Here is a 20,124-nt window from a genome sequence, read left to right as displayed (position 1 = left end):
CTCAAAAGTGTGAGAGGCGGACATCACATCGCCTCAGCCGCGTTGCTTCACAATAGCGGCAACCAGATCGTGGGCAGACTTCAACGCCTCAGCGGCCGTCGCTTGCCCCTGCAGCGCCTTTTGTATTTCCGTACCGAGCGCCTGCGTAACCTGATTATGCTCTGGTGTGATAAAGTTGTTGTAGGGATGTTTCGCCTGCTCCAGAACAGTTGCAGCGTGAGGCAGCTTAGCCTGGACCTCCGGATCTTGAAGAACGGACAGCCGGATCGGGAGCCAGCCGGTGTCAAGCGCCTGCCGTTTCTGAACATCCTTATCCAGATAAAATTCAACCAGTTTCTCAGCTTTGCCGATGTTCGGGCTGGTCTTTGAAATCACCCAAGCGTCGGTGCCATCCACCGAGGCAGTGCCGGCCGGACCGGCCGGTAACAAGGCACATCCCAGTTTGCCTGCCACTTTCGATTGCTTTGGATCCTGCGCGGGGTTCCACATGAAGGGCCAGTTCATCATCATCGATGCACGGCCAGACATAAAAACGTTGCTGGCGTCATTGATACCGACATAGGAAATGGAACCGGGATCTGTACCGGCAGCCGTCAGGTCGATCATCATCTGCAGTGCGGCAACGCCATGTTCGTTGTTGAAACTCGGCTGTCCGGCGTCGTCAAACATTCTTCCGCCAGCTTGCTGCAGGAATGCCATCCAGTAAGTGCCGCCGAGGCTGGCCGGGTCGCCGTAGTTAGCCACAAAGCCAAACCTATTATCGCGCGACAGCTCTTTGGTGTAGCGCTTGAATTCGTCCCAATCTTTTGGCGGCTCTTTGATACCGGCCTGATCGAGATGCTCCTTGTTGAAGAACAGGGTCAGCAGGGACAATGTGAACACCGCACCATACCGCTTGCCGTTCCATGTCACGGTCTCGAAACTGGAAGGGGGCATGTCCTGGACGAGGGCGTTTGGGAGCCGATCAGCGAAGGGCTCAAGGAAATCTGCGAACTCCGGCACCCAGCCGCACATGTAGATGACGTCCCAGGGGGACGAGCCTGACGCAAAGGCGGTCGCCATACGGTCATGAAGCTGCGGCCACGCCAAAAGCTCGTAGTTGACCTCCGAACCGTTCGCGGCCTTCCACGCGTTGAATGCGTCAAGTGCGAATTGCGCAGCCCCCGGTGGCGCCGGGTCGGGCGGAAGTGGGCCGAAGATGCTGAGGCTGGCCGATTGCGCTTTTGCTGCATCGAGACCGGCGCTCTGCATCGCCAGTAGCGATCCGCAGGCGACCGCCGATGAGAGGAATGTGCGGCGCGAGACGGAATTTGGTGTTTTCATGTTTTTGCCCTCTGGTTTTGACAAGGGAAGCTTGTCACAAGGAGCATAATCGGTCAATAATTATTCTGTCAACTTGACATATTAAGGTGAAATGATGGCTTTAAGTGCGACTAATGCATTGAAATCAAAGTCGATAAACCTCTGGGTCGTCTTCGAGGAAGTGCGTCAAAACGGTCCCCTCCCCCGCATCCGAATTTCGGATGCGACCGGTCTGTCGCGTCAAGCAACGTCTGACATCGTGGAGGAGTTGATCGACATGGGCTTTCTGCGGCAGGAAAAGACGCGCGTGCGGCAGGTGGGAAAGCCCCCTGTGCCAATTGCGCTGAATCCAAAAGGCGCCTTCAGCTTCGGTTTTCATGTTGATGAGGGCCGGCTTGCCTATGTGGAGCAAAATCTTCTCGGTGAGGTAATCAGAGGTGGTGATTTAGCCGTTGCTCGAATGGATATCGAAGACGTTGGCGAGCTGATAAAGCAACAAACGATTTCCATGATCGAGAGCACCCGATTCAAGAAGAGCCACTTTCTTGGCATCGGGCTTGCTACGCCCGGACCTTTTGGGGGAAGCGTTATCCATCCCCCGCACTTGGCAGGTTGGGACGGTGCCCTCTTAAGAGACCACCTGGAACGTAATCTGGAATACCCTGTCGTTCTCGCTAACGAGGGCCAGTGCGCAATCACCGCCGAAGCATATTTCGGGGAAACCGCATCGAAGTATACGGACTTTGTCTATATTTCGCTTGGAAAGGGGCTGGGAAGTGCCTCGATGATCGATCGGATGGCGTTCGGCGGCGCTTATGGAAACGCCGGCGAATTTGGCCACACGATAGTGGTCCCAAACGGAAATAAATGTGTTTGCGGAAAGCAGGGGTGCCTTGAGACCTATGCATCGATGACCTCATTGAAGCGATTTCTTAACAGCCACGGCGACCCCGTCCAATCTTTCGCTGAACTGGAGGCGCGATATTCTGCTGAAAATCCAATTATTGCCAAATGGATTCAGCAAGCGGCGGAGGCTTTGCGCAATGGCCTGAGTACTTTGGAAAATCTCTTTGAACCAGAAACGATGATGTTCGGAGGAGATGCACCCATCTGGCTGATCGATGCACTTTTCCAAATGGTTCAGCCACTCTACCCTTCTCTTCGTCGAGCGGATTGTGCTCGGCCACGATTGATCAGGTCGGAGTTTGGGGCGGATGCCATGCCAAGGGGGGCCGCATATCTGCCCGTACTCGCGCACTTAAATCCGCGCTTCAGTGCCTCAAGTCATCGCGCAAGTCTCTTTTCAAAACCGGACGGCGACAGCAGTGATGTTTAACGAAAGGGGCGTGTAGCGAGCAGGTTGGGAGCCGGTGTGCCGTCAATGGGCGCCATCGTCGATCGATCCAGATGACACCGCCCTTAAACTGTCTGCAAGTTGGGCAACGGCGGCTTTGAAGTCGGGCCGCAGGGCCTCAACTTCCCTTCAGGCACCCGGCGATGCATTCGCTCAAGAGCGCCATTGAAGGCATGAGCCTTGCCGATCCGGCTTCCGGCCAAGGGCCCGAGGAGCTCAACAATAGAACCTCATCGGCGACTTCAGTGATCGCGGATTTTGCACGTGTCGTGATTGCGAGCGTATGCGCACCTCGGTCGCGAGCTGTCCTCAGAAATTCTACCGTCTCTTCGCTCATTCCCTCGTAGGAAATGCCGATGGCAAAAGTCGAAGCATCAAGTCCGTGCGCCAGACCGCGGCCGATGTTCACGATCCCTGTCGAATGAATGGGAATGCCGAGCCAGACCAGGCGATGCGTCAATAACTCGGCGCAGACTGCAGAGACACCCATGCCAAAGGCTTCGACGCGCGTTGCACCTCGCAGTCTCTTCGCGACGCTTTCGATCTGCTCATAGTCGAGAAGGCGAGCCGAGGCCGCTACCGAATGCTGGAGAGCAGCGCTCAGATTGCCAATTTCTGGCCTTACATGTTCATCATCACTGCCGAGATACTGGGTTGCTCGCCGGGCTTTGTCGCGCTCAATCTCTCCGGTGAACGCCATCCTGAACTCGCGAAACCCGGAAAAGCCGAGTGTACGACAAAAGCGCACGATCGACGCATCCCCGCTGTTGGTGTGACGGGCGAGCTCGGAGATCGATAGATCCCCGACGACTTCCGGATTCTGAGCGATGTAATGCGCGATTCGTGATTGCGAGCTGGGTCCGCTGGTGACCAGAGCGTATACGCCATCCCGCACCAAAGTTGGTGATGTATCCGCATTCTTCATTGTCTTGTCCGTAGGGTCGCCGGGCATTCCAGATCTCGTCTCACCACATTATCATTTCTGCATATCAACAATTCCATGGCTCAACGTTGCGACCGCCCGAGCGCTACGCCGTCAACACCCAACCAACTTCCCTCCTCGGGGTAGAGAAAAGCTTTGAGCTCCTCCAGGTTCAGGAACAGTGCCTCGGGCTCAAACGTCCGCAGGATATCCCTCAACGCGATGGAATGGTGGCGGCCGCCCCCGAATGCGCAGTAGCGCATGTTTGCGTTGCGCGCAGCATTGAGGCCGTTGACGCTGTCTTCGATGACGAGACAGTCGCTCGGGCATACGCCCATGACTTCCGCTGCAAAAAGCAGCACGGAGGGGTCCGGCTTGCGGACGCCGATGTCATCGGCGGAAAAGATCCGCGGGCCAACGAGCCCCAGGAGATTGGCAGCCCTCATGCGCCGGATGAGATTGAAGCGCGATGTGTTTGAGGCGACGCAAAAAGGAATGCTTAGCCACTCAAGCAGTTCTATCGCACCGGGTGTTGCCGCCAGCTGCGTCGAAGTGGCCTGCTGAATTTCCATCTCGACCGCCTTCATGAAATTTGTTGGCAAATCGACGCTGAAATAGCGCTCGAGACGAGATTGTAGATGGTCCCGCTCAATGCCCGACAGCTCGGTCGTGATTTCATGCGGATGTGCGTTAATCCCGCGTGCGGCGAGCTTTGCCGAAATAATCTCAGAGTCAATGATTTCCGTTTCCGCAAGGGTGCCGTCAAAATCAAAGATGATGAGCTGCGGGCGGGGACGAGCCAAGGCTGTGGTCGAGGGTGTCGCGGTCATTTCGGGTCACCGGGGCGAATGACGGGCAATGTTTCGAGCCCCTCGTGGCGATGGACGACGACGTCAATCCCATCCAACATGACGACATCATATGAGGGCGCGGCAGCAACGAATATCGGCTTCCCATACTGTTCCCAGTCAAGAACGATATGCTGCGCCGTGCCGCGGCTGGCGGTAAACGGTATGCCCGACAAGCTGCCTGCCGCAGCGACATGCCGATGACCGCACAGCATGTGGCGAACCGCTCCATTCCGCCTGGCAATGGAAAAGAACCGATCGATCTCCTTCATACCGCCCATTGCAAAGCAGGGCACATGCAGGTCCCCAGGGGTATGATGCATCGCGACCAGCACGGGGCGACCGTCGGCATGGACAAGCTGCTCTTCGAGCCATTCAAAGCGGCCACCGTCCAGGCATCCGAAATGACTTATCGCGTCCTTGGTGTCGAGCAGAACCACCCGCCAATCGTCGAGATCGAGTGCCGCCTGAACGAAGCCCTCCCCGCCGAAAACGGCTCGAAACGCCGTGCGATCATCATGATTGCCGATCGTCAAATAGACGGGCAGCTGAACTTGCGACAAAATCTCGCGCAAGAGGGCGTAAGCCGCCGGATCGCCCGTATCGGCAAGATCGCCGGTTATCAGGATGAGCTTCGCATCCGCGTGTACGCGTGAGACGTGGTCCAGGGTGTCCCGCAACCGCTGCGCCGGATCGATGCCGTAAAGCATCGTTTCAGGCGCAACTAAATGGGGGTCGGTTATGTGAATGATTTTCTGCATTTGCTCGACATTTACAAGGGCCCGACTCCTGATGGAGCCGGGCAAGAGAAAAGTTGAAACGGTCAGTTGAGGAGGCTGTTCGTCGTTGAGATCATTTCCTTCAGGCCTTCATCCGGGGACAAAGCTCCGCGCTGGACCTGATCGATGATTTTACGTTGCGCACGCCAGATTTCGGCACCTTTGCCACCTGGGTAACCGTACCATGGCGCGCTGAGCGGTACTTGGGCGAAAGCCGTCGCATAGATTGGATTGCTGGCGTAGAACGCCTTGAGAGCTTCGCCGGACTGCTTGTTGGTGGGCATATACCCCGTTGCTTTTGCCACGTCGGCTTGTGATTGAGCACTGGTGACAAACTTCACATAGTCCCACGCGGCTTTCTGATGCGCCGGGTCTTGGGCCGTAATGGTCACGACGTTGCCGCCGGTCGGCAAGGTGCCATTGGCTGCGCCGATCGGAAATGGCGCCGTTCGCATCGTGAACCTGTCGCCGACACTTTGAGCGAAGTTTGCAACAGCAGATGGTGAAGCAATTTTCAATGCCTCCATAGCCTTCGAATCTGCAGTCGAACGCAAGTCCGTAAGAATTGGAAGCTGCAACACAACGGGTCTGGTGCGGATTATCGATGCCTTGCAACGTGTTTGCAAGCCCACGGACCTGCGAATTTGTCTCGCGCGTAGTGCATCCGACACGGACAAAGCGTACAAGGGATCGCCGAATGCTTTGACATTGTCTCTCGGCCCATCACATCATGCAACTGACCTCAAGCGGTTCTTTCCCGACTTGTCGATTATCAGCTTCGCCTCACATGCCCCGACCAACCATGGTCATCTCATCCAACTTTTCGTCACTTGTACACACCCCGTCAGTGCTGCTGCGGTCCGTGACGCGCTCGCTACGAGCCCGCGCGTGGTTCTGCTGACGGGAGCTCTCGGCTCGACTGCCGATGTCCGGAATTTGGCTGGCAGCGGCTCCCGCAACGATGCGTACGCCGTTGTCGTCTGGGCCGAAAGTGTCGTCACCCAAGGGCACGAGATCGCCTTAACCGCAGCCGTTCACATGGAGGCGATTGTCGTGCCTGAAACAATTGACGCTATTAGAGCGATCGCCGGTCGCGAATGGTCAGCGAAAGACTCACGATACGCTACCGACTGCGCACTTCAGGTACGCTCCGGGCATATCGAGATCTCTGGTGGAGGCGAACCATGTTGATTGCTTACAGCGGCCAATTCTCCGCCGCCTTGCATGCGAATATAAGTCGGACCGCCGAGTTTCTAGCAATTGAGACCGTTCTCGCCGCAGGCCGCGGTGGCGAGGTCGCAGTTCTCGTCACACGAGGCAGTCTACGGGTCGATGAAGCAATCCTCGACTGCCTAAAGGATTGCTGAGGATTGTGAAAGCCGGATCCGGCCTAGATACGATTGATCTCGAAGCATGCGAACGCCGCGGAATTACCGTCTCGCGCACCGGTGGGTCTGAGACAAGCGTCGCGGAGTTGACCCTTGCCCTCATGCTGGCTTGTTTACGAGAAATCTCCCGTCTCGATCAGAGTGTGCGAGCCAGGAACTTCGCTGCGAAGACGGGGGCGATTGGAGGTACTTTAGACGGGCGCACTGTTGGCATAGTCGGCTTCGGAGCAATAGGTGCCAAAGTGGCGAAATTACTTGCAGGTTTCGGCGCCCACATCCTGGTTTTCGATCGCTCGATCCATCAGACCGACAAACGCACCATCCTTACCGCGCTTGGGGCCACCCCAAATTTTGACCTCGACACGTTGCTCAAAAAGGCACAAGTCCTCACCTTGCATGTGCCCCTCACGCCCGCCACACGTGGGCTGATTGATGAGCGGCGGCTTTCGCTCCTTCCTTCAAACGCGATTCTTGTAAACACGGCCAGAGCCGCTTTGGTTGATCGCCTGGCACTAGAGGAGGCCCTTGTTCAGAAGCGGCTCACCGCCGCCGGTCTCGACGTTCACTTTGAGGAAGATGGCGTGACCAATTCCCGGCTTCTGGACCTGCCCAACGTCATCTCCACACCTCATGTCGGTGCGCAAACGTACGAGGCACAAGAGGCCGTTGCGGGGCGCATCGTTTCCCTCATTGCGGACACCCGGAACAGATTGGAATTGGCATGACGCGACGCGAGAAACTCAAGCTCCTTCTTTTGCCCGGCGACGGTATCGGTCCTGACATCTGCGAGACTGCAAGATCCGTGATTGAGTTCCTGACCCGTAGCTACGATCTCGGGCTGATCGTTGAAACTCACCTCTGCGGTCTCGCAGCGCTCGAGAAAAGCGGCTCCACTTTTCCCCCTTCAACGATCGAGGCGGCCCTGCAAGCCGATGGCATCATTCTCGGCCCGCTTTCAACTCTCGAATACCCCCCAGAAAACGAGGGCGGCGTTAACGCTTCGGCTTGGCTTCGTACCCATCTGGGATTGTCCGCCAATATCCGGCCGTCAAAGGCACTCGTCAATTGTGCCGGGGAAGCAGCCAACATTGATCTAGTAATTGTCCGGGAAAACACGTATCGAGACGGAGTATTTCGACCCAACACAATTGGCTGATCTACAAGGGCGGCTTCGTGAAGGGCGTACCAGGTTGGTCTGGGTCGAGGCTCCTGGTTCGACAAGCATGGAAGTTTGTGACATCCCTGCCATTTCCCGCTTGTGCAAGACAGCGGGCGCGTTCCTCGGATGCGACAATACCTGGGCGACCGGCCTGTTGTGCAAACCGCTGGAACTGGGTGTCGACATTGTTGCCGAGGCGCTGACGAAATACGTCGGTGGACATTCGGATATCTTGCTCGGAGCGATCATACTGCGTGACATGGAACTCTACGGAAGAGTGCGCAACGCACTCGGCTGTCTCGGGGTGGGCGTCTCGCCTGATGAATGTTCGCTCGCATTGCGAGGCTTGCAAACCTTGGGCCTTCGATTGCGGCATGTGGGCGCGATTTCGGAAGAGTTTGCTCATCGCTTGACCGGTAGTGGCAGCTTCACGGTGCTCCACCCCGTTATAGCAGAAGCCTCTGGCCACGACTTGTGGCGGCGCGACTTCAAGGGCAGTTCTGGAGTGTTCAGTCTTAGGCTGGAAGAGTGCCCGCGGAGGCCATTGACCGTGCCTTGGATAGGTTGCAGACGTTCGCAATCGGCGCTTCATGGGGCGGAACGAGGAGTATCATCGTGCCGATCGTTCTGGCTGATCGTCATGTCATGCCATGCAGTGACACGGCAACCTATCTGCGAATTAGCATTGGTTTGGAAAACGCAGATCACCTCTGGTCGGATCTGGAACAAATGGTCGTTTCATTGCAATCGAAGTAGCAACTGCCTTACGCACTCGCACACCGCCCTGCAAATTCAGCTTTGTCTCGCCGGCGGAATCGCTGTCGGCGAACGCTTATCATGACAAGGAGCAACCGAGCTATGTCCGAGAAACTCAACACGGTCCCATTCGTGAGCGTCGACCATATGATGAAGTTGGTGCTCGCAACCGGCGTCGAACGCTTCCTCATCCAGCTTGCCGCCTACATCGAGGAAGATTTCCGCCGCTGGGAATCCTTCGACAAAACGCCGCGTGTGGCCTCTCATAGCGCGGAGGGTGTCATCGAACTGATGCCGACCAGCGACGGCGAGACGTACGGCTTCAAGTACGTCAACGGCCATCCCAAGAACACGCGCTCCGGCCGCCAGACGGTGACGGCCTTTGGTGTGCTCGCTGATGTTGGCAACGGCTACCCGATGCTATTGACCGAGATGACGATCCTCACGGCGCTGCGGACCGCTGCCATGTCGGCTGTTGCCGCGAAATATCTAGCGCCCAAGGGTGCGCGCGCCATGCAAGGCTGGGGCACTGTGATGAGCATCGTGACAATCCGTACAAGCGACGCCGAGGTCTGTCTGATGATCCGGCCCGCGTGATTGGGAAGGACGGCAGGTCATCGGCCGTTGGAGTGACGTTGCCCGTGAACAAAGACCTGAAAAGCTCCAACTTCGCCTTAGAGGTCATTTCGCCCCCAACCGGAACCGACCCCAGCTTCCGGCTTTGGAGAAGGGATCGGCGCCAGCAGCTGGTTCTGCGACCCAAACTCGCCCTGGCAAAAGGCTGTCGAGCACCAACAAGCGAATTCGACGCTTCCTGCCTGGCGATACATCTGTCTAACGTCGTTCAGCAGCAACTTGTCGACCTCGCCCATCTCCTGAATTCGCTGCCAAGAAAGTGCCTACAAGCACCGCGCCAAGGTGTTCATGGCGCACTTGCGTGAATGCGGCCGATCCCCTACCCTTCACACGCCCATGTTGCACTTGGTGTAGATTCTCCAAAACCGCGGAGAGTTTCCGATGAGAACAAACTAGGGATATTGGCGTTTGAGTTCATGAAATTGCGAGAACGGACTTGTCGATAGCGAATTTTTGATCTCCAATTTGCTGTCCGAAATAGTGGGGGCACACAGGTCAAGTGAGAAATCATGAAAGCGTGATTGAAGGCTGGGAGGCCCTAACTGAGGACGAGGCCATCGAAGCTGCGATCGACAAATTTGGCAAAGATCCGACGACATCAGTTGCCTATTGTGCGTTCGCCTCAGACAACGGTTGGAAGCCACCCGAATATCGGTTTTGGTTAGATCTGTTTCTTAAGCTTACAAAGGCGGCTCATGTGGGATGGGCGTAGGTATCGGTCCGTGGCAGGAGCATCCTGATGACCAAGAAACAGTCCGACAGCGACTTTCTCAGAGCCGCGAAGCAGAAGCTCCGGAATCGCGTTCTGGCGAACCTGTTCACAACCCTATTGACAGATTCAATGGCGCTGATCACCTATAAGCTGCGCTACACTATCGTCTCAAGTCACCGGATCGAACCGAACCTCACTGTTTCGACGACGGAGTCCGGAGATGAAGTTTTCCTACCGGATCAGGAGACGTCAAACTTTCCGGAAGATTTTTTAGTTTGCGGGCAGCCCAAGCCGCCAACTTTTCCTCATGCGTCATGCATGCGCTTACTATTTCAACGAGGCGCACAACGCTGGCAAGTCAGCTTCGGACGCCAATTCGTCCGTGATTTCAGAAACTTACGAACACGAGCGAAAGAGTTTATCCATCAATTTGAGGAACGGTAAGCAGAATTGTCTTCCATCGCTGACAGCGGCCAAAGTGGCGCACGGGTAGCCTATTACACGAAACTTGCAGAATTTGGCGTCGCTTACGGTTCGCTTGCCTTAGGGGTCGTCCTGGAGGATCAGATCAGTGGTCGCGTCGCCAATTCCTATTTCATGGCGGTGGCCGAAAGAGAAGGCGTTTCGGTCTCCTCGGCCCAATGGGCAGCGGTCGGCGACGCCTTGATGCACGCGGATATCGTGGCCAGACTTGCGGCGCCGACGACCATCATCAATGGCGAAGAAGTGACGCCGGACCTCGGGTATGAGGCCATCCGTAACTACCATCAAACAGTGTTTTCCAGCCTGGGCGGGACAGTCGCTGCTGGAGATGGCGTATCTATCAATGCCTGGACTGCCTATGCCCCGGTCGAAACTCTCGGTCCGGGGACCTGGACCCAGATGCTTTCCGATGCCACTCTCTACCAGCACGCCTATGGAGCAGCGCTGCTCGGCGATATGTGGTTCTATTCCATGTTCGAGAACGATTCGCTTGCAAGTGAATGTCGACGAAATCGACGGCGTTTTTGCAATGAGATATCCATTTCCCGACGAGGCTGATGGCGCACTTGGCTGCACTTTCAATGACATCTGGCCTCCGCACGTCAGACGCGGACGTCTTCGCAGTTGCACTTAATTTGAGATTTTCTTCGCCGCGAATCTCAAATTATCTGCCAAATGAGATGTAAACAGCCGCATTCTTACGTTTAAGTGCCAACCGACATAGCAGCATGAAGCTGGTTTTTGAGTTCAAACGCCTTGGACGTCAAAAGAAACACCGCGACCATTATCTGAGAGATAGGGGGCTGGGGCGCTTCGTCACGGGAATCTATAGTCGCAAGCAAGCTGTTGCCGCGATGGTCGGAGTACTTCTTGACGCCGAACCTGATGTGGTTCCGCCCATCAGAAAGGCGCTCGAAGAAAAAACTCTGGCGTCAATACTGCGATTGAAGCTAGCTCAGAGCGGAGAACCGTTCATCAAACCTTCGAGCCTTTTTACTGCAGCCGATTTCGATACCGAACACGAGCGAGATCCCTCCTTGGGTCCGACGCATGGCACTATCCGTGTGTCCCACTTCTTCTTTTCGTTTGGGTACCCAACCACAACGTCGAAGTCCAAGACGGCTAAATCAGGTCCAACGGAATAATACCCATCCGTCGACGTAGACGTGGCCGTCAACCACGCGAGCGCACTTCGTCAGGAAGAGCAGTTTCCACCCGCTCCCAGTCACCTAAGGTCCATTCTCTTTCGGTCGCTTCAACTCTGACCGTGTAGTCCAGCCGGCAAGCTTCATTTAAATCTTTGGCTTCCAATTCGAACGAAATGACAACTTCGAGCGGAAGCGGCCCCTCGGGTATGATGGCGATTTTGTCGGAGTGGCGCTTTCCCACACGAAACTCTTTGTTCGACAGATTGGCTCGCCGAGAGTTTTTGTCGTCGGGGACGATGTCCCATTCGAACGACACCGCGCCAGGAAATCTTATCCTGGGTATTTGCAAAGACGAAATCGCACCGAAGCGAACCCCGGAAAACCCGTATGATGCTTCAACGCTCGGCGCACTTGGGAACTCCAACGCCGAATTTTCCAGGTCATCCCTATCATCCTCAGGATTTTCTCCTTCATCAACGTAAAGGCGCGCATCGCCCTCTAAGCGAATGGATACGTCCGCGTTTTCGAGGGTGACACGACCACCGTTGATAACTTCAAAAGGAATCTCGAGCGCCATCGGGATCGCGTTCAGTTTTTCGTGGAATCCGGCGGCATGCTGTTTCACTCTTTCGACAAATGACGCATAGTTGATCTCATATTTCACCCAGTCGATTGGATGAGGCCGCCGCGACAAGGACGCTGTCCCGATGTCATTTCGTGGTTTCTTCAACCGCGGGTTTGCTTGAAGGATACGGCGCACAAGTTCGTCCTGCAGGTCCTCAGGCATTGGCGGTAGAAGCGGTCTGACTAGGACGACGGGATCACTCGGACACCCGAGCTTCAACAGCATGCGTGGCCGCTTATCTTCCAGATTTTTGATGATTTGTGTAAGTTCGCGGACTTTCTTCTTGTCAGGCGACTCCTCGGGAGGCAGACGGAACGCCACCGGCGGCTGAAGTGACTTAACGCCGTATTTTGATGCCTTGATGCGGGGGCCGCTGTCATCGGAAACGAGCACCGCATGGCTGTCTTCAATTAGATGCGCAACGAGCCGATCGTCAGGATCGTTTTCGTCCAGCAGGTGGTACTCCTGCCATTCGTGTAAGCGCGGAAAAGCTATCTCCAGCGTGACAACGTAAGGCTGCTTTCGGAGGATCGATTTGCCCTCATTCGGAATGCCGTCAATTAGATGAAGCGCCGCGCGCGTGCGCTTGCGACGACGTTCGGTGCGGTCATTTTTGAGCTTGTCGAGCTCCTTTATGACGTGCATCGAGACCACAATGCGCAGCTCTTCGAGACCGGGAAAGAGTGCGGTCCAGTCGAGCGATCCAAGATCCTTCATCTCAATGAATATGTTCGCGTCAATAAAGACCCTGGTAACGCTCATTCAGTCTGCCTGCGTATTCCGATGAAGCCGGCCATCGATTCCGATTTGAAGCCGGCCAGTCATTCCGATTTCATTCCGGCCAGCATTCCGATTTGAAGCCGGCCATTTTCCGGACTGATCCTGGGTCTCGTTGATGTTTGGGTTGGGTTTCGTTTCAGGTCAAGCTTGGAGTGTATCGGACGGTATTGGTGGTCGCTGTTTTCGCATGCTCTCGCCAGTGAGATCGATGCGATAGGCGTTGTGAACGAGGCGGTCCAAGATGGCATCTGCCAGGGTCGGGTTTGCGATGATCTCGTACCAGCGATCCAAGGGCACCTGACTGGTGATGATCGTCGAGCGACGCTCGTAGCGATCTTCGATGATCTCAAGGAGATCGCGGCGCTGATCATCGTTGAGTTTTTCCGGGCCCCAATCGTCGAGAATGAGAAGGTCGGTCTTGGCGAGAGATTTGAGGATCCTGCCGTATCGCCCGTCACCTCTTGCAAGCGCGAGCGTGGCGAACAGCCGGGGAACCCGGTGGTATGCGACGGAGAAATCCTCCCGACATGCCTTGTGGCCGAGTGCGCAGGCAAGCCAGCTTTTGCCAACACCGGCTGGCCCGGTGACAAGAAGACTGTGATGCTTTCTGATCCAGTCGCAGCCGGCAAGCGCCATGAACAGATTGCGGTCGAGGCCGCGTGCAGCGCGGAAATCGGCATTCTCGATCTGTGCATCGTGACGCAGCTTTGCAGCCCTGGCGCGGGCCTCGAAACGCTTCTGGCGGCGCATGGTAGCCTCGCGTTCGAGCAGTATGGCAAGCCATTCTCCGTGCTCGAGGCCGCGCGCTTCGGATTGCGCATCGAGTTCCTGGAAGGCCGTGGCCATGCCGTAAAGGCCGAGTTCACGCAGCATGTCGATAGTAGGATTGATCAGCATAGGTTTGTCTCCTCAATGAAAGTAATCAGGACCACGCAGATTGGCGTGATCGATAATGGCAGTTGGTTCGGTGGAATGGCGTGCGGCCTTGTGATTGGCGATGAGCGAGGCGATGCTCTTGCAGTTCAGGCCACCGATCTCGACGGCGCGGGCTGACACGGCCTCGGCCCGATCGCGTGTGATATCGCGAAACAGGCGCAGGATGCCCAGGCATGTTCGGAAGCCCTGTTCGGGATGCGGACGGCTGGCGAGAACAGCGATGACCAAACCTTCGGTCTGGGGACCGATGGATGCGGCCCAGCGCCGAAAGCGATCCGGTGTCCACTCAGCATATCGCCGGTGGGAACTGGGCATATGATCCGGATCAGTTCCATGGTGAGGGCCGCCATACCGGCGCTGATGCACGGCAATGCGCTTGCCGCGGTGGAAGATCTCGATGGTGCGTGCCGTAGCCCTCAGATCGACCTGCTGGCGAATGAGGTTGTGCGGCACGGAATAAAAGAAGGTCTTGAACTCGACGTGGTAATCCGTCGACACGCGGACCAAACGCCATTCGGCGAATTCGTAGTCTTCGCCCGGAAGGCTGGCGAGTGCGGGACGCTCGACACTCTCAAACAGCTGCCGGCGACTGACGCCCAGCCGGCGCATGACGTGGTCGTTGATGCGATCGAGTGCCTGGCCAATGGCGGCATTGGCTTCAGCAAGCGAGAAGAAGGTCTGATTGCGCAGACGCCCCAGAATGCATGACTGGGCGAAACGGACGCCGTTCTCGACTTTCGATTTGTCCTTCGGCCGTCGCGGCCGTGCCGGAAGAACACCAACGGCGTAGTGGGATGCCATCATGCCGTAGCTGCGATTGATCTCGGGATCGTAGAAGCTGGCGCGGCTGACGCCCGACTTCAGATTGTCAGGGACGATCAGTCGGGGAACGCCCCCGAAGAAACGGAACATCCGGACATGCGAGCCAATCCAGTCGGGGAGTGTTTGCGTCCAGGTCGCTTCGGCATAGGTGAAACTGGAGGCACCGAGCACTGCCACGAAGATCTCCGCCTCGCGGATCTCACCGGTCTTGCGATCAACGATCGGGATCTTCTTGCCGGAATAGTCAACGAAGACCTTGTCGCCGGCCGCATGCTCCTGGCGCATCGTCGGCGAAAGTCGCTGTTCGAAGCTACGAAAGAGTTCGCAGAAGCGGCTGTAGCCGTATCCTTCGGGGTGCGACCCACGATACTCCTCCCAGAGAATGAGCAAGGTGACGCCTGGCTTTTTGAGCTCGACGGCAAGATCGGCCCAGTTCGGTTCGGTGCGTCGTCTCGTGCCCTGTTTGATGCCGTTGCGAGCGAAGAGTTTGTTCTCGAGCGCATCGTCAGTGAGTTCGCCCGGCAAGGGCCAGCTCAATCCAATTGCTGCTGCGCGCTGAAGGTTATCCTGCACCGTACTTCGTGCAATTCCCAATACGACCGCAATCTCGCGGGAACTGGTCCCGCTTCCGGCAAGCCGCAGCATTTGTCGTAACTGTCTCATGGTCAGCCTTCTCTTTGCCGGCATCAAAATCTCCACGTTTATCGTGGGGCATTTGATGCCAAAGTTGCTGACCCAGGGGGAATGTTCAGTGCCGAAAACTGGCCGGTCTTTGATTGGAATGGTGGCCGGCTTCAAATCGGAATGGTGGCCGGTCTTTGATCGGAATGGCGGCCGGCTTCACGTCGGAATCCGCAGTCTGCCCAACTTGTTGCTGCCATGTACCGGTCAGAGGGTGAGATCTACTCGGCAACGATGGAAACAACAAGCGGTCCTGGTGAGGCAGTTTTACCTCCTTCTCGGGATCGTAACGGCCGGCGTGCGATTGGAGCGTGATCAGAAGGAACTATGCTATAGGCAGGGCCGAAAATAGATACAGTCCAAGAAACCTCAGAAGCGGCCATTCGTTTCGCAGGAAGGCCGAAGCGCCCTAGTCGGTCATGCCGTCGACGATGACTGAAAGCCCGGTGTGAGAGCCCGCAGTGGGGCGGCGATTTACCGCACTCAAAGATCAGTGCTCAGAATATCAAAACGAACGAAGAATTCCTTTGGCGCCGTCCCGACTTGGAAATCTTCACTAAGGATCTCCGGGATCGGAATGAAAATCCGGCCTTTGGTGATCAGCGTTGTCGTCGGAAACATTGCGCCACCGGTCTTCGATTTCTGAATCTGACCCTTAAGCTCAATGTCGTAGTACAGGCTCAACGTTTCCGTCTCTTCCGTAAAAATGTAAACGACGCGGTGGCCGCCCCAGATGATACGGGTCGTGTGCGGCCGGTTGAAAAACTCCGCTTCGCTCTTCATGAGCTTTTCGGACACACCGAGGAACATGGTGAAGTTGTTCAGCAGCGGGTAGTGTTCGTTCGTCGTCAGGATCTTCATCTCCGAGACGACGTTGTCGCGGACGATCGGGGGGCTAGCATTGAACCCCTCGCCTGCGGGCGAGGGATTGGGCGCTGCATCCAGCACGGGTGAATCGACAATTCCAGGAAGTTCGGTTTCGATCCGCCCAACCTGTTCGGCCGACACGCGCTGGGTTTGCGGACGCGTCTTCGAGCGGGCCACATTCAGGACCTTTGCAAAGCTCGACTCTCCCGAAAGGTAATCCCCGAGGATGCCCTCGATATCTCCGCGGTCGGCCTCTTCGTAGCGATAGAGCTCCTTGCTTTTCAGCAACAGCTTACGCAGGGCGTCGACGCCTCCCTTGGTCGAGCTTGGGACATATTGCTGCACCGACGGATAGATGGCGACCCGGACATAGTCTTTCATGAACTGGGAAAACAGCGTGTAGGCAGTTTCGTAAACGCCAAGCAACGGCAGGATCGCCGGGCTCGATCGTGCTATGGAGATTTTCAGCTGTTCGCCGGCCTTTTCCGGCAACACCGTTACATTATGAGAGATATTGGCGAACCGGACTTCGACTTCGGGGATGAGATAATCGTCCCGAAGGATGGAGGCGATCCTCAACAGCACCGAAGCCTCTGCGAACGTCAGATCGCTCGCCGCGTAGATCTTGAGGATCTGCGCAGACGTCGGAACTTGCGACACCTTCAATACCTCCGTCACATAGTGCAGTTGCACGCGTCGCCGGGGATTGTTCTGGGAAACTTGCAGGACACTGCAACTCTCATTGGCAAATGTATTGATAACCTGCCCGGTTGTACCAGTGTAATAGAGATATTGATGTTGCCCGATCGTCTCCCTCAGCTTGCCGAGCGGAACACTGTCTTGCCCGGGATGGACTGAAATCGTGATGTTTTCGGCGAGATCGTAACGGCTATGGGCGACCAGCCATCCAAGGAAAGCATTGCTGCGATCGGCCATAGCAAGAGGGGCGATGGTCTCTGATGCCGCTCCTTCGGCAAGATTGATGAGGCGGTTGACCTGTTCGATACTATCCCGGCTGAGCGCCTCGCGACCTGCTGTCGGATGCAGGAAACCGAGGTTGGCGTAGCCGCCAAATTGGTAATGGCCGCTTGCCGGAATGGGTGCGAGCCCGAAGAACGACCTTAGTCCCATCAGCTGACCGCCGGTTTGCAGCAGTGCCATCGAGCCCTGGATCTCTGTTCCCTCGACCTTTACATTGTCGACCAGCACGAGAACCTGGGAATTGGAATCGACATGAACACTGAAGTCAGCCGATAGCGTTCCGTCGCCCAGCGATTGCGTCCCGAGCTTTGAGAAACTGCGTCCCTGCTGGTAAAGCTCTTCAATCTTTTCTCCGCTGATGAGCTCGTCATTGATGTAGACCGGAACCGGCAACATCCGCACATAAGGCCTAAGATAGTCGCGTGCCTGCGAAAGCGTGATCGTGCTACGATCGTCCAGCGTTGCCGTGATCGTCGTACCGAAATCGCGTTCGGTCTCGACAATCTCAAAACTGATGCATTCTTCCCCGATCTTCAGCGTTTCGAGCTCAGCGATGCTACGCAATACCTTGTCCTGGTCGAATGCCCGGGTTTCGACGACCAACCGGCTGCAAACGCCGAAGTTCGCCATCGCGCCAATCCCGAAAGTGCCGACGACACCAGCCCTGCGGGCGCGATCAGACCGCTTTCCGCTCGATCCAGCCTTCCAGAAGTTCTCCCGCAGGGTCTCTTCCGACATTCCGATGCCGTTGTCGACGATCGAGACAGATCGATCGGTAAGAGTTACTCGGATTTCGCCGCCGTCGGAGAGGGTTCCGTCCATCGCAAATCTTTGGCGAACCGCGTCATAGGCGTTCTGCAGGTTTTCCCGCAGCATCGCCAGGGGCGAGTCATAGATCTCATTTGCCAGGATGGCCAACACGCGCGGTGTGTCGACCTGGAAAACGATCCCACTCATTTCGCGATCTTCCTCTTCAAACGGGTTTTGATTTCCTGCAAGCTCGCATCCGTCTCGCTCATGACGATGTCAAGCTCAAGAAAGCGACGAGCGTCACTCGCCTCGCCGCTTTCAATGATTGCTGTTCCAAGGATGACCGCCTCAACAAGATTCTGCGGATTGCTCAAGCCGTGCATGGTGTGCGAGTTGTCGCCGAGCTCGGCCAAGGCTTCAACGAAAAACCGGCGCGCCAGCGGATCTTCCGTTGCACCATCTAATGCCTCGATCACTTCCTGCCATTTCTTCTGGCCAAAAAGGTCCGATACGCGTTCGAGGACGAGCTGCAGGTCGAGAGAAGGCGATCGCCGTTGGATCGGTGGGCTTAGATCGAAATCCATGTAGGATTTACCGGTATCGATGAACTGGCCCGGCCCCCAGGTCGGAAGGTTTTGCAGTTGATTGACCATCTGTCGCATGTGAACGCGTCCAGCCAATCGGTCGTGGTCGACCTCCACGACATTGTAGCCTCGCGGTATGCCCGGACTGAGATTGGTTGGACCGGCGCACAGCGTACCTGCAGCGACGATCGTCATCTTTCGGGGATCGTCGCCAAGCCTGTTCTTTTGTTCGAAGCAGTCCGATCGGTGGCGGTGGCCGTGGAACCCAATGGTGACTCCAGCATCGATGAGCAATTGGATGAAGCCGGCGTCGAGGAAATCTTCGTGGCCGGCTCCGCCCGCAATATCGTGATGCCAGCTCGCTCCAAGGCACCATCCGGCGCGGGATGGGCTTCGAAGCGCTCGGCAGGCTGCGGCAAGTGCGGCCGGTTGAATCGTGCCGACGCGGTTCATCGGGTCGTTTCTATGACAGCTATTGAGTGCCAGAAGGCAAAAGCTCAGGTCGGGAAAATCGAAGACGTCGAATTGTTGGGACGGGTCGAGGGAATAAGTGCGCTCCCCCTTGTAGAAGCGCTCATACATGCGCGCGAATTGGCGGAGCCGACTATTGTAGAGTTTTTGGTCGTCAACGCGAAAAAACTGCAGTTTCGACCATGACCATCGCAACGCCGAGTTGGCTGAAAACAGTTCGTTGACGAGAGCACCCTTGTCCTTCGCCGACTTGGGTATTGCCAGATAGCTTCCCGACTGAATCATGGCCGAATAGTCGACATCATGATTTCCGGGCAGAAGCACGACGCGATCACGCTTGCCCTCGAAGAAGCGATTACACAGTCCGACGAGAAACTCATGCGCCTGTTCGTACTGGCGTTCGAGTTCATCGGCCGCGTTTGCAGCACCGGGTCCCACGCCATAGACCAGATCGCCGCTGACGACGCAAAGGTCAGGGAAAGGGATATGCGGCGGCTCGGTGCGCGCATACCGCTTGAAGTCATTGTCCAGCGTATCCAGTAGCCAATCCGGAGGGATTTCGTCTTGCAGGTTCTGGTGAAGGTCGGAAATATGCAGAATTGAAAACATGTTCCTCCCCAAATGAGCGGCGTGAAGACTCGCCTAGATGACGGTATAGCGCTCCACTGCAATTACAACATGTATATTCCTTTCAAACTCATCTTGTTGCAAAGCAATACTCTCGATTGGCCAGGGGGGCTTACGCACCGGATTGCCCCGCCGATGTTGCACCTTAGCTTGCTCTCGCTTTCTCTCGACCTCGAAGCAGCTGAACCGAAGCCGAACGAGATTCATGTCGTTTTGCAACCAATCGTAAGACTCTCACTTCAATAGTTTCAATATGATAGCGCGGCACTTAATTTGAGACGAGGCAGTTAATGTGAGATATTCGTGCGGATTTTAGCATTTAATATGAGAACCAGTCGTCGACGAAATCGACGGCGTTTTTGCAATGAGATATCCATTTCCCGACGAGGCTGATGGCGCACTTGGCTGCACTTTCAATGACATCTGGCCTCCGCACGTCAGACGCGGACGTCTTCGCAGTTGCACTTAATTTGAGATTTTCTTCGCCGCGAATCTCAAATTATCTGCCAAATG

At 56.2% G+C, this 20,124-nt stretch carries 20 protein-coding genes and 2 pseudogenes; 12 read left to right on the top strand and 10 right to left on the bottom strand.

Features of this window, described 5'->3' with window-relative positions; genetic code table 11:
- Positions 1-33: 33 nt before the first annotated feature.
- Entirely contained in the window at positions 34-1,380 is a 1,347-nt protein-coding gene (locus ISN39_RS32535; protein WP_246763544.1) for an extracellular solute-binding protein, read from the bottom strand.
- 34 nt (positions 1,381-1,414) lie between these two features.
- Between ISN39_RS32535 and ISN39_RS32530 the strand changes: the two genes are divergently transcribed.
- Positions 1,415-2,638, top strand: coding sequence for an ROK family transcriptional regulator (locus ISN39_RS32530; protein ID WP_194732107.1), 1,224 nt, complete (start codon positions 1,415-1,417; stop codon positions 2,636-2,638).
- 136 nt (positions 2,639-2,774) lie between these two features.
- On the opposite strand, the gene ISN39_RS32525 is transcribed toward ISN39_RS32530, so the two are convergent.
- The 4 genes from ISN39_RS32525 to ISN39_RS32510 form a co-directional block, all read right to left on the bottom strand.
- A complete protein-coding gene (locus ISN39_RS32525) occupies positions 2,775-3,581 on the bottom strand; it encodes a MurR/RpiR family transcriptional regulator (protein WP_194732106.1) in 807 nt (268 codons plus the stop codon).
- Between the two features lie 80 nt (positions 3,582-3,661).
- The gene (locus tag ISN39_RS32520) at positions 3,662-4,408 is read right to left on the bottom strand and encodes an HAD-IA family hydrolase (RefSeq protein ID WP_194732105.1); all 747 of its coding nucleotides are present in this window, start codon (positions 4,406-4,408) and stop codon (positions 3,662-3,664) included.
- Entirely contained in the window at positions 4,405-5,187 is a 783-nt protein-coding gene (locus ISN39_RS32515) for a metallophosphoesterase (protein WP_194732104.1), read from the bottom strand. Before ISN39_RS32515 ends, ISN39_RS32520 begins: the two co-directional genes overlap by 4 nt.
- Positions 5,188-5,249: 62 nt before the next feature.
- The gene (locus ISN39_RS32510) at positions 5,250-5,732 is read right to left on the bottom strand and encodes an extracellular solute-binding protein (protein WP_194732103.1); all 483 of its coding nucleotides are present in this window, start codon (positions 5,730-5,732) and stop codon (positions 5,250-5,252) included.
- A gap of 833 nt (positions 5,733-6,565) precedes the next feature.
- Between ISN39_RS32510 and ISN39_RS32500 the strand changes: the two genes are divergently transcribed.
- The 9 genes and pseudogenes from ISN39_RS32500 (at position 6,566) to ISN39_RS32470 (ending at position 11,484) form a co-directional block, all read left to right on the top strand.
- Positions 6,566-7,318: an NAD(P)-dependent oxidoreductase gene (locus ISN39_RS32500; protein WP_281438342.1), complete on the top strand. Its 753-nt coding sequence runs from the start codon at positions 6,566-6,568 to the stop codon at positions 7,316-7,318.
- Entirely contained in the window at positions 7,315-7,749 is a 435-nt protein-coding gene (locus ISN39_RS32495; RefSeq protein ID WP_194732100.1) for an isocitrate/isopropylmalate family dehydrogenase, read from the top strand. Before ISN39_RS32500 ends, ISN39_RS32495 begins: the two co-directional genes overlap by 4 nt.
- Positions 7,694-8,593, top strand: a complete 900-nt coding sequence (locus tag ISN39_RS32490; protein ID WP_194732099.1) for a PLP-dependent transferase — start codon at positions 7,694-7,696, stop codon at positions 8,591-8,593. Before ISN39_RS32495 ends, ISN39_RS32490 begins: the two co-directional genes overlap by 56 nt.
- Positions 8,594-8,610: 17 nt before the next feature.
- A pseudogene (locus ISN39_RS32485) lies at positions 8,611-9,015 on the top strand (ornithine cyclodeaminase); the annotation flags it as partial.
- A 219-nt stretch (positions 9,016-9,234) separates the two neighbouring features.
- Positions 9,235-9,498, top strand: a pseudogene (locus ISN39_RS37050) (hypothetical protein); the annotation flags it as partial.
- Between the two features lie 166 nt (positions 9,499-9,664).
- On the top strand, positions 9,665-9,856 hold the full coding sequence (locus ISN39_RS37045) for a hypothetical protein (protein WP_246763568.1): 192 nt from the start codon (positions 9,665-9,667) through the stop codon (positions 9,854-9,856).
- A 27-nt stretch (positions 9,857-9,883) separates the two neighbouring features.
- Entirely contained in the window at positions 9,884-10,300 is a 417-nt protein-coding gene (locus ISN39_RS32480) for a hypothetical protein (RefSeq protein ID WP_194732098.1), read from the top strand.
- Between the two features lie 6 nt (positions 10,301-10,306).
- Positions 10,307-10,897: a hypothetical protein gene (locus ISN39_RS32475; protein WP_194732097.1), complete on the top strand. Its 591-nt coding sequence runs from the start codon at positions 10,307-10,309 to the stop codon at positions 10,895-10,897.
- Positions 10,898-11,067: 170 nt separating this feature from the next.
- Entirely contained in the window at positions 11,068-11,484 is a 417-nt protein-coding gene (locus ISN39_RS32470) for a hypothetical protein (RefSeq protein ID WP_246763542.1), read from the top strand.
- Positions 11,485-11,512: 28 nt separating this feature from the next.
- On the opposite strand, the gene ISN39_RS32465 is transcribed toward ISN39_RS32470, so the two are convergent.
- The 5 genes from ISN39_RS32465 to ISN39_RS37040 all read right to left on the bottom strand — a co-directional run bounded on the left by ISN39_RS32465 (position 11,513) and on the right by ISN39_RS37040 (position 18,591).
- A complete protein-coding gene (locus ISN39_RS32465; RefSeq protein ID WP_194732096.1) occupies positions 11,513-12,874 on the bottom strand; it encodes a PIN domain-containing protein in 1,362 nt (453 codons plus the stop codon).
- A 159-nt stretch (positions 12,875-13,033) separates the two neighbouring features.
- Positions 13,034-13,789: an IS21-like element helper ATPase IstB gene (gene istB / locus ISN39_RS32460; RefSeq protein WP_194730712.1), complete on the bottom strand. Its 756-nt coding sequence runs from the start codon at positions 13,787-13,789 to the stop codon at positions 13,034-13,036.
- Positions 13,790-13,801: 12 nt separating this feature from the next.
- Positions 13,802-15,337 (bottom strand): IS21 family transposase, encoded by a 1,536-nt coding sequence (gene istA / locus ISN39_RS32455; RefSeq protein WP_194730711.1) that lies wholly within the window; start codon positions 15,335-15,337, stop codon positions 13,802-13,804.
- Between the two features lie 477 nt (positions 15,338-15,814).
- Positions 15,815-18,136, bottom strand: a complete 2,322-nt coding sequence (locus ISN39_RS32450; RefSeq protein WP_194732095.1) for an ATP-binding protein — start codon at positions 18,134-18,136, stop codon at positions 15,815-15,817.
- Entirely contained in the window at positions 18,133-18,591 is a 459-nt protein-coding gene (locus ISN39_RS37040) for a hypothetical protein (RefSeq protein ID WP_246763541.1), read from the bottom strand. Before ISN39_RS37040 ends, ISN39_RS32450 begins: the two co-directional genes overlap by 4 nt.
- On the opposite strand from ISN39_RS37040, the gene ISN39_RS37035 reads away from it, so the two are divergent.
- A complete protein-coding gene (locus ISN39_RS37035; RefSeq protein WP_246763540.1) occupies positions 18,571-19,170 on the top strand; it encodes a hypothetical protein in 600 nt (199 codons plus the stop codon). The two genes, ISN39_RS37040 and ISN39_RS37035, sit on opposite strands and share 21 nt — an antisense overlap.
- A 117-nt stretch (positions 19,171-19,287) precedes the next feature.
- Entirely contained in the window at positions 19,288-19,527 is a 240-nt protein-coding gene (locus ISN39_RS37030) for a hypothetical protein (RefSeq protein ID WP_246763539.1), read from the top strand.
- Positions 19,528-20,124: the final 597 nt, after the last annotated feature.

The organism is Rhizobium sp. 007, assembly GCF_015353075.1.
Classification (GTDB): domain Bacteria; phylum Pseudomonadota; class Alphaproteobacteria; order Rhizobiales; family Rhizobiaceae; genus Rhizobium.
The sequence above is the reverse complement of the archived record's forward strand: the minus strand, read 5'-3'. Positions and strand labels throughout refer to the sequence as shown.

Bases quoted from the DNA above. Each gene is read 5' to 3' on its own strand.
- ISN39_RS32520 (WP_194732105.1), bottom strand. From the start codon at position 4,408: ATGACCGCGACACCCTCGACCACAGCCTTGGCTCGTCCCCGCCCGCAG.
- ISN39_RS32470 (WP_246763542.1), top strand. From the start codon at position 11,068: ATGAAGCTGGTTTTTGAGTTCAAACGCCTTGGACGTCAAAAGAAACAC.
- ISN39_RS32495 (WP_194732100.1), top strand. From the start codon at position 7,315: ATGACGCGACGCGAGAAACTCAAGCTCCTTCTTTTGCCCGGCGACGGT.
- ISN39_RS32480 (WP_194732098.1), top strand. From the start codon at position 9,884: ATGACCAAGAAACAGTCCGACAGCGACTTTCTCAGAGCCGCGAAGCAG.
- ISN39_RS32510 (WP_194732103.1), bottom strand. From the start codon at position 5,732: ATGGAGGCATTGAAAATTGCTTCACCATCTGCTGTTGCAAACTTCGCT.
- ISN39_RS32450 (WP_194732095.1), bottom strand. From the start codon at position 18,136: ATGAGTGGGATCGTTTTCCAGGTCGACACACCGCGCGTGTTGGCCATC.
- ISN39_RS37040 (WP_246763541.1), bottom strand. From the start codon at position 18,591: ATGCGACAGATGGTCAATCAACTGCAAAACCTTCCGACCTGGGGGCCG.
- istA (WP_194730711.1), bottom strand. From the start codon at position 15,337: ATGCCGGCAAAGAGAAGGCTGACCATGAGACAGTTACGACAAATGCTG.
- ISN39_RS32525 (WP_194732106.1), bottom strand. From the start codon at position 3,581: ATGAAGAATGCGGATACATCACCAACTTTGGTGCGGGATGGCGTATAC.
- ISN39_RS32465 (WP_194732096.1), bottom strand. From the start codon at position 12,874: ATGAGCGTTACCAGGGTCTTTATTGACGCGAACATATTCATTGAGATG.
- istB (WP_194730712.1), bottom strand. From the start codon at position 13,789: ATGCTGATCAATCCTACTATCGACATGCTGCGTGAACTCGGCCTTTAC.
- ISN39_RS32530 (WP_194732107.1), top strand. From the start codon at position 1,415: ATGATGGCTTTAAGTGCGACTAATGCATTGAAATCAAAGTCGATAAAC.
- ISN39_RS37030 (WP_246763539.1), top strand. From the start codon at position 19,288: ATGATTTCCGGGCAGAAGCACGACGCGATCACGCTTGCCCTCGAAGAA.
- ISN39_RS32515 (WP_194732104.1), bottom strand. From the start codon at position 5,187: ATGCAGAAAATCATTCACATAACCGACCCCCATTTAGTTGCGCCTGAA.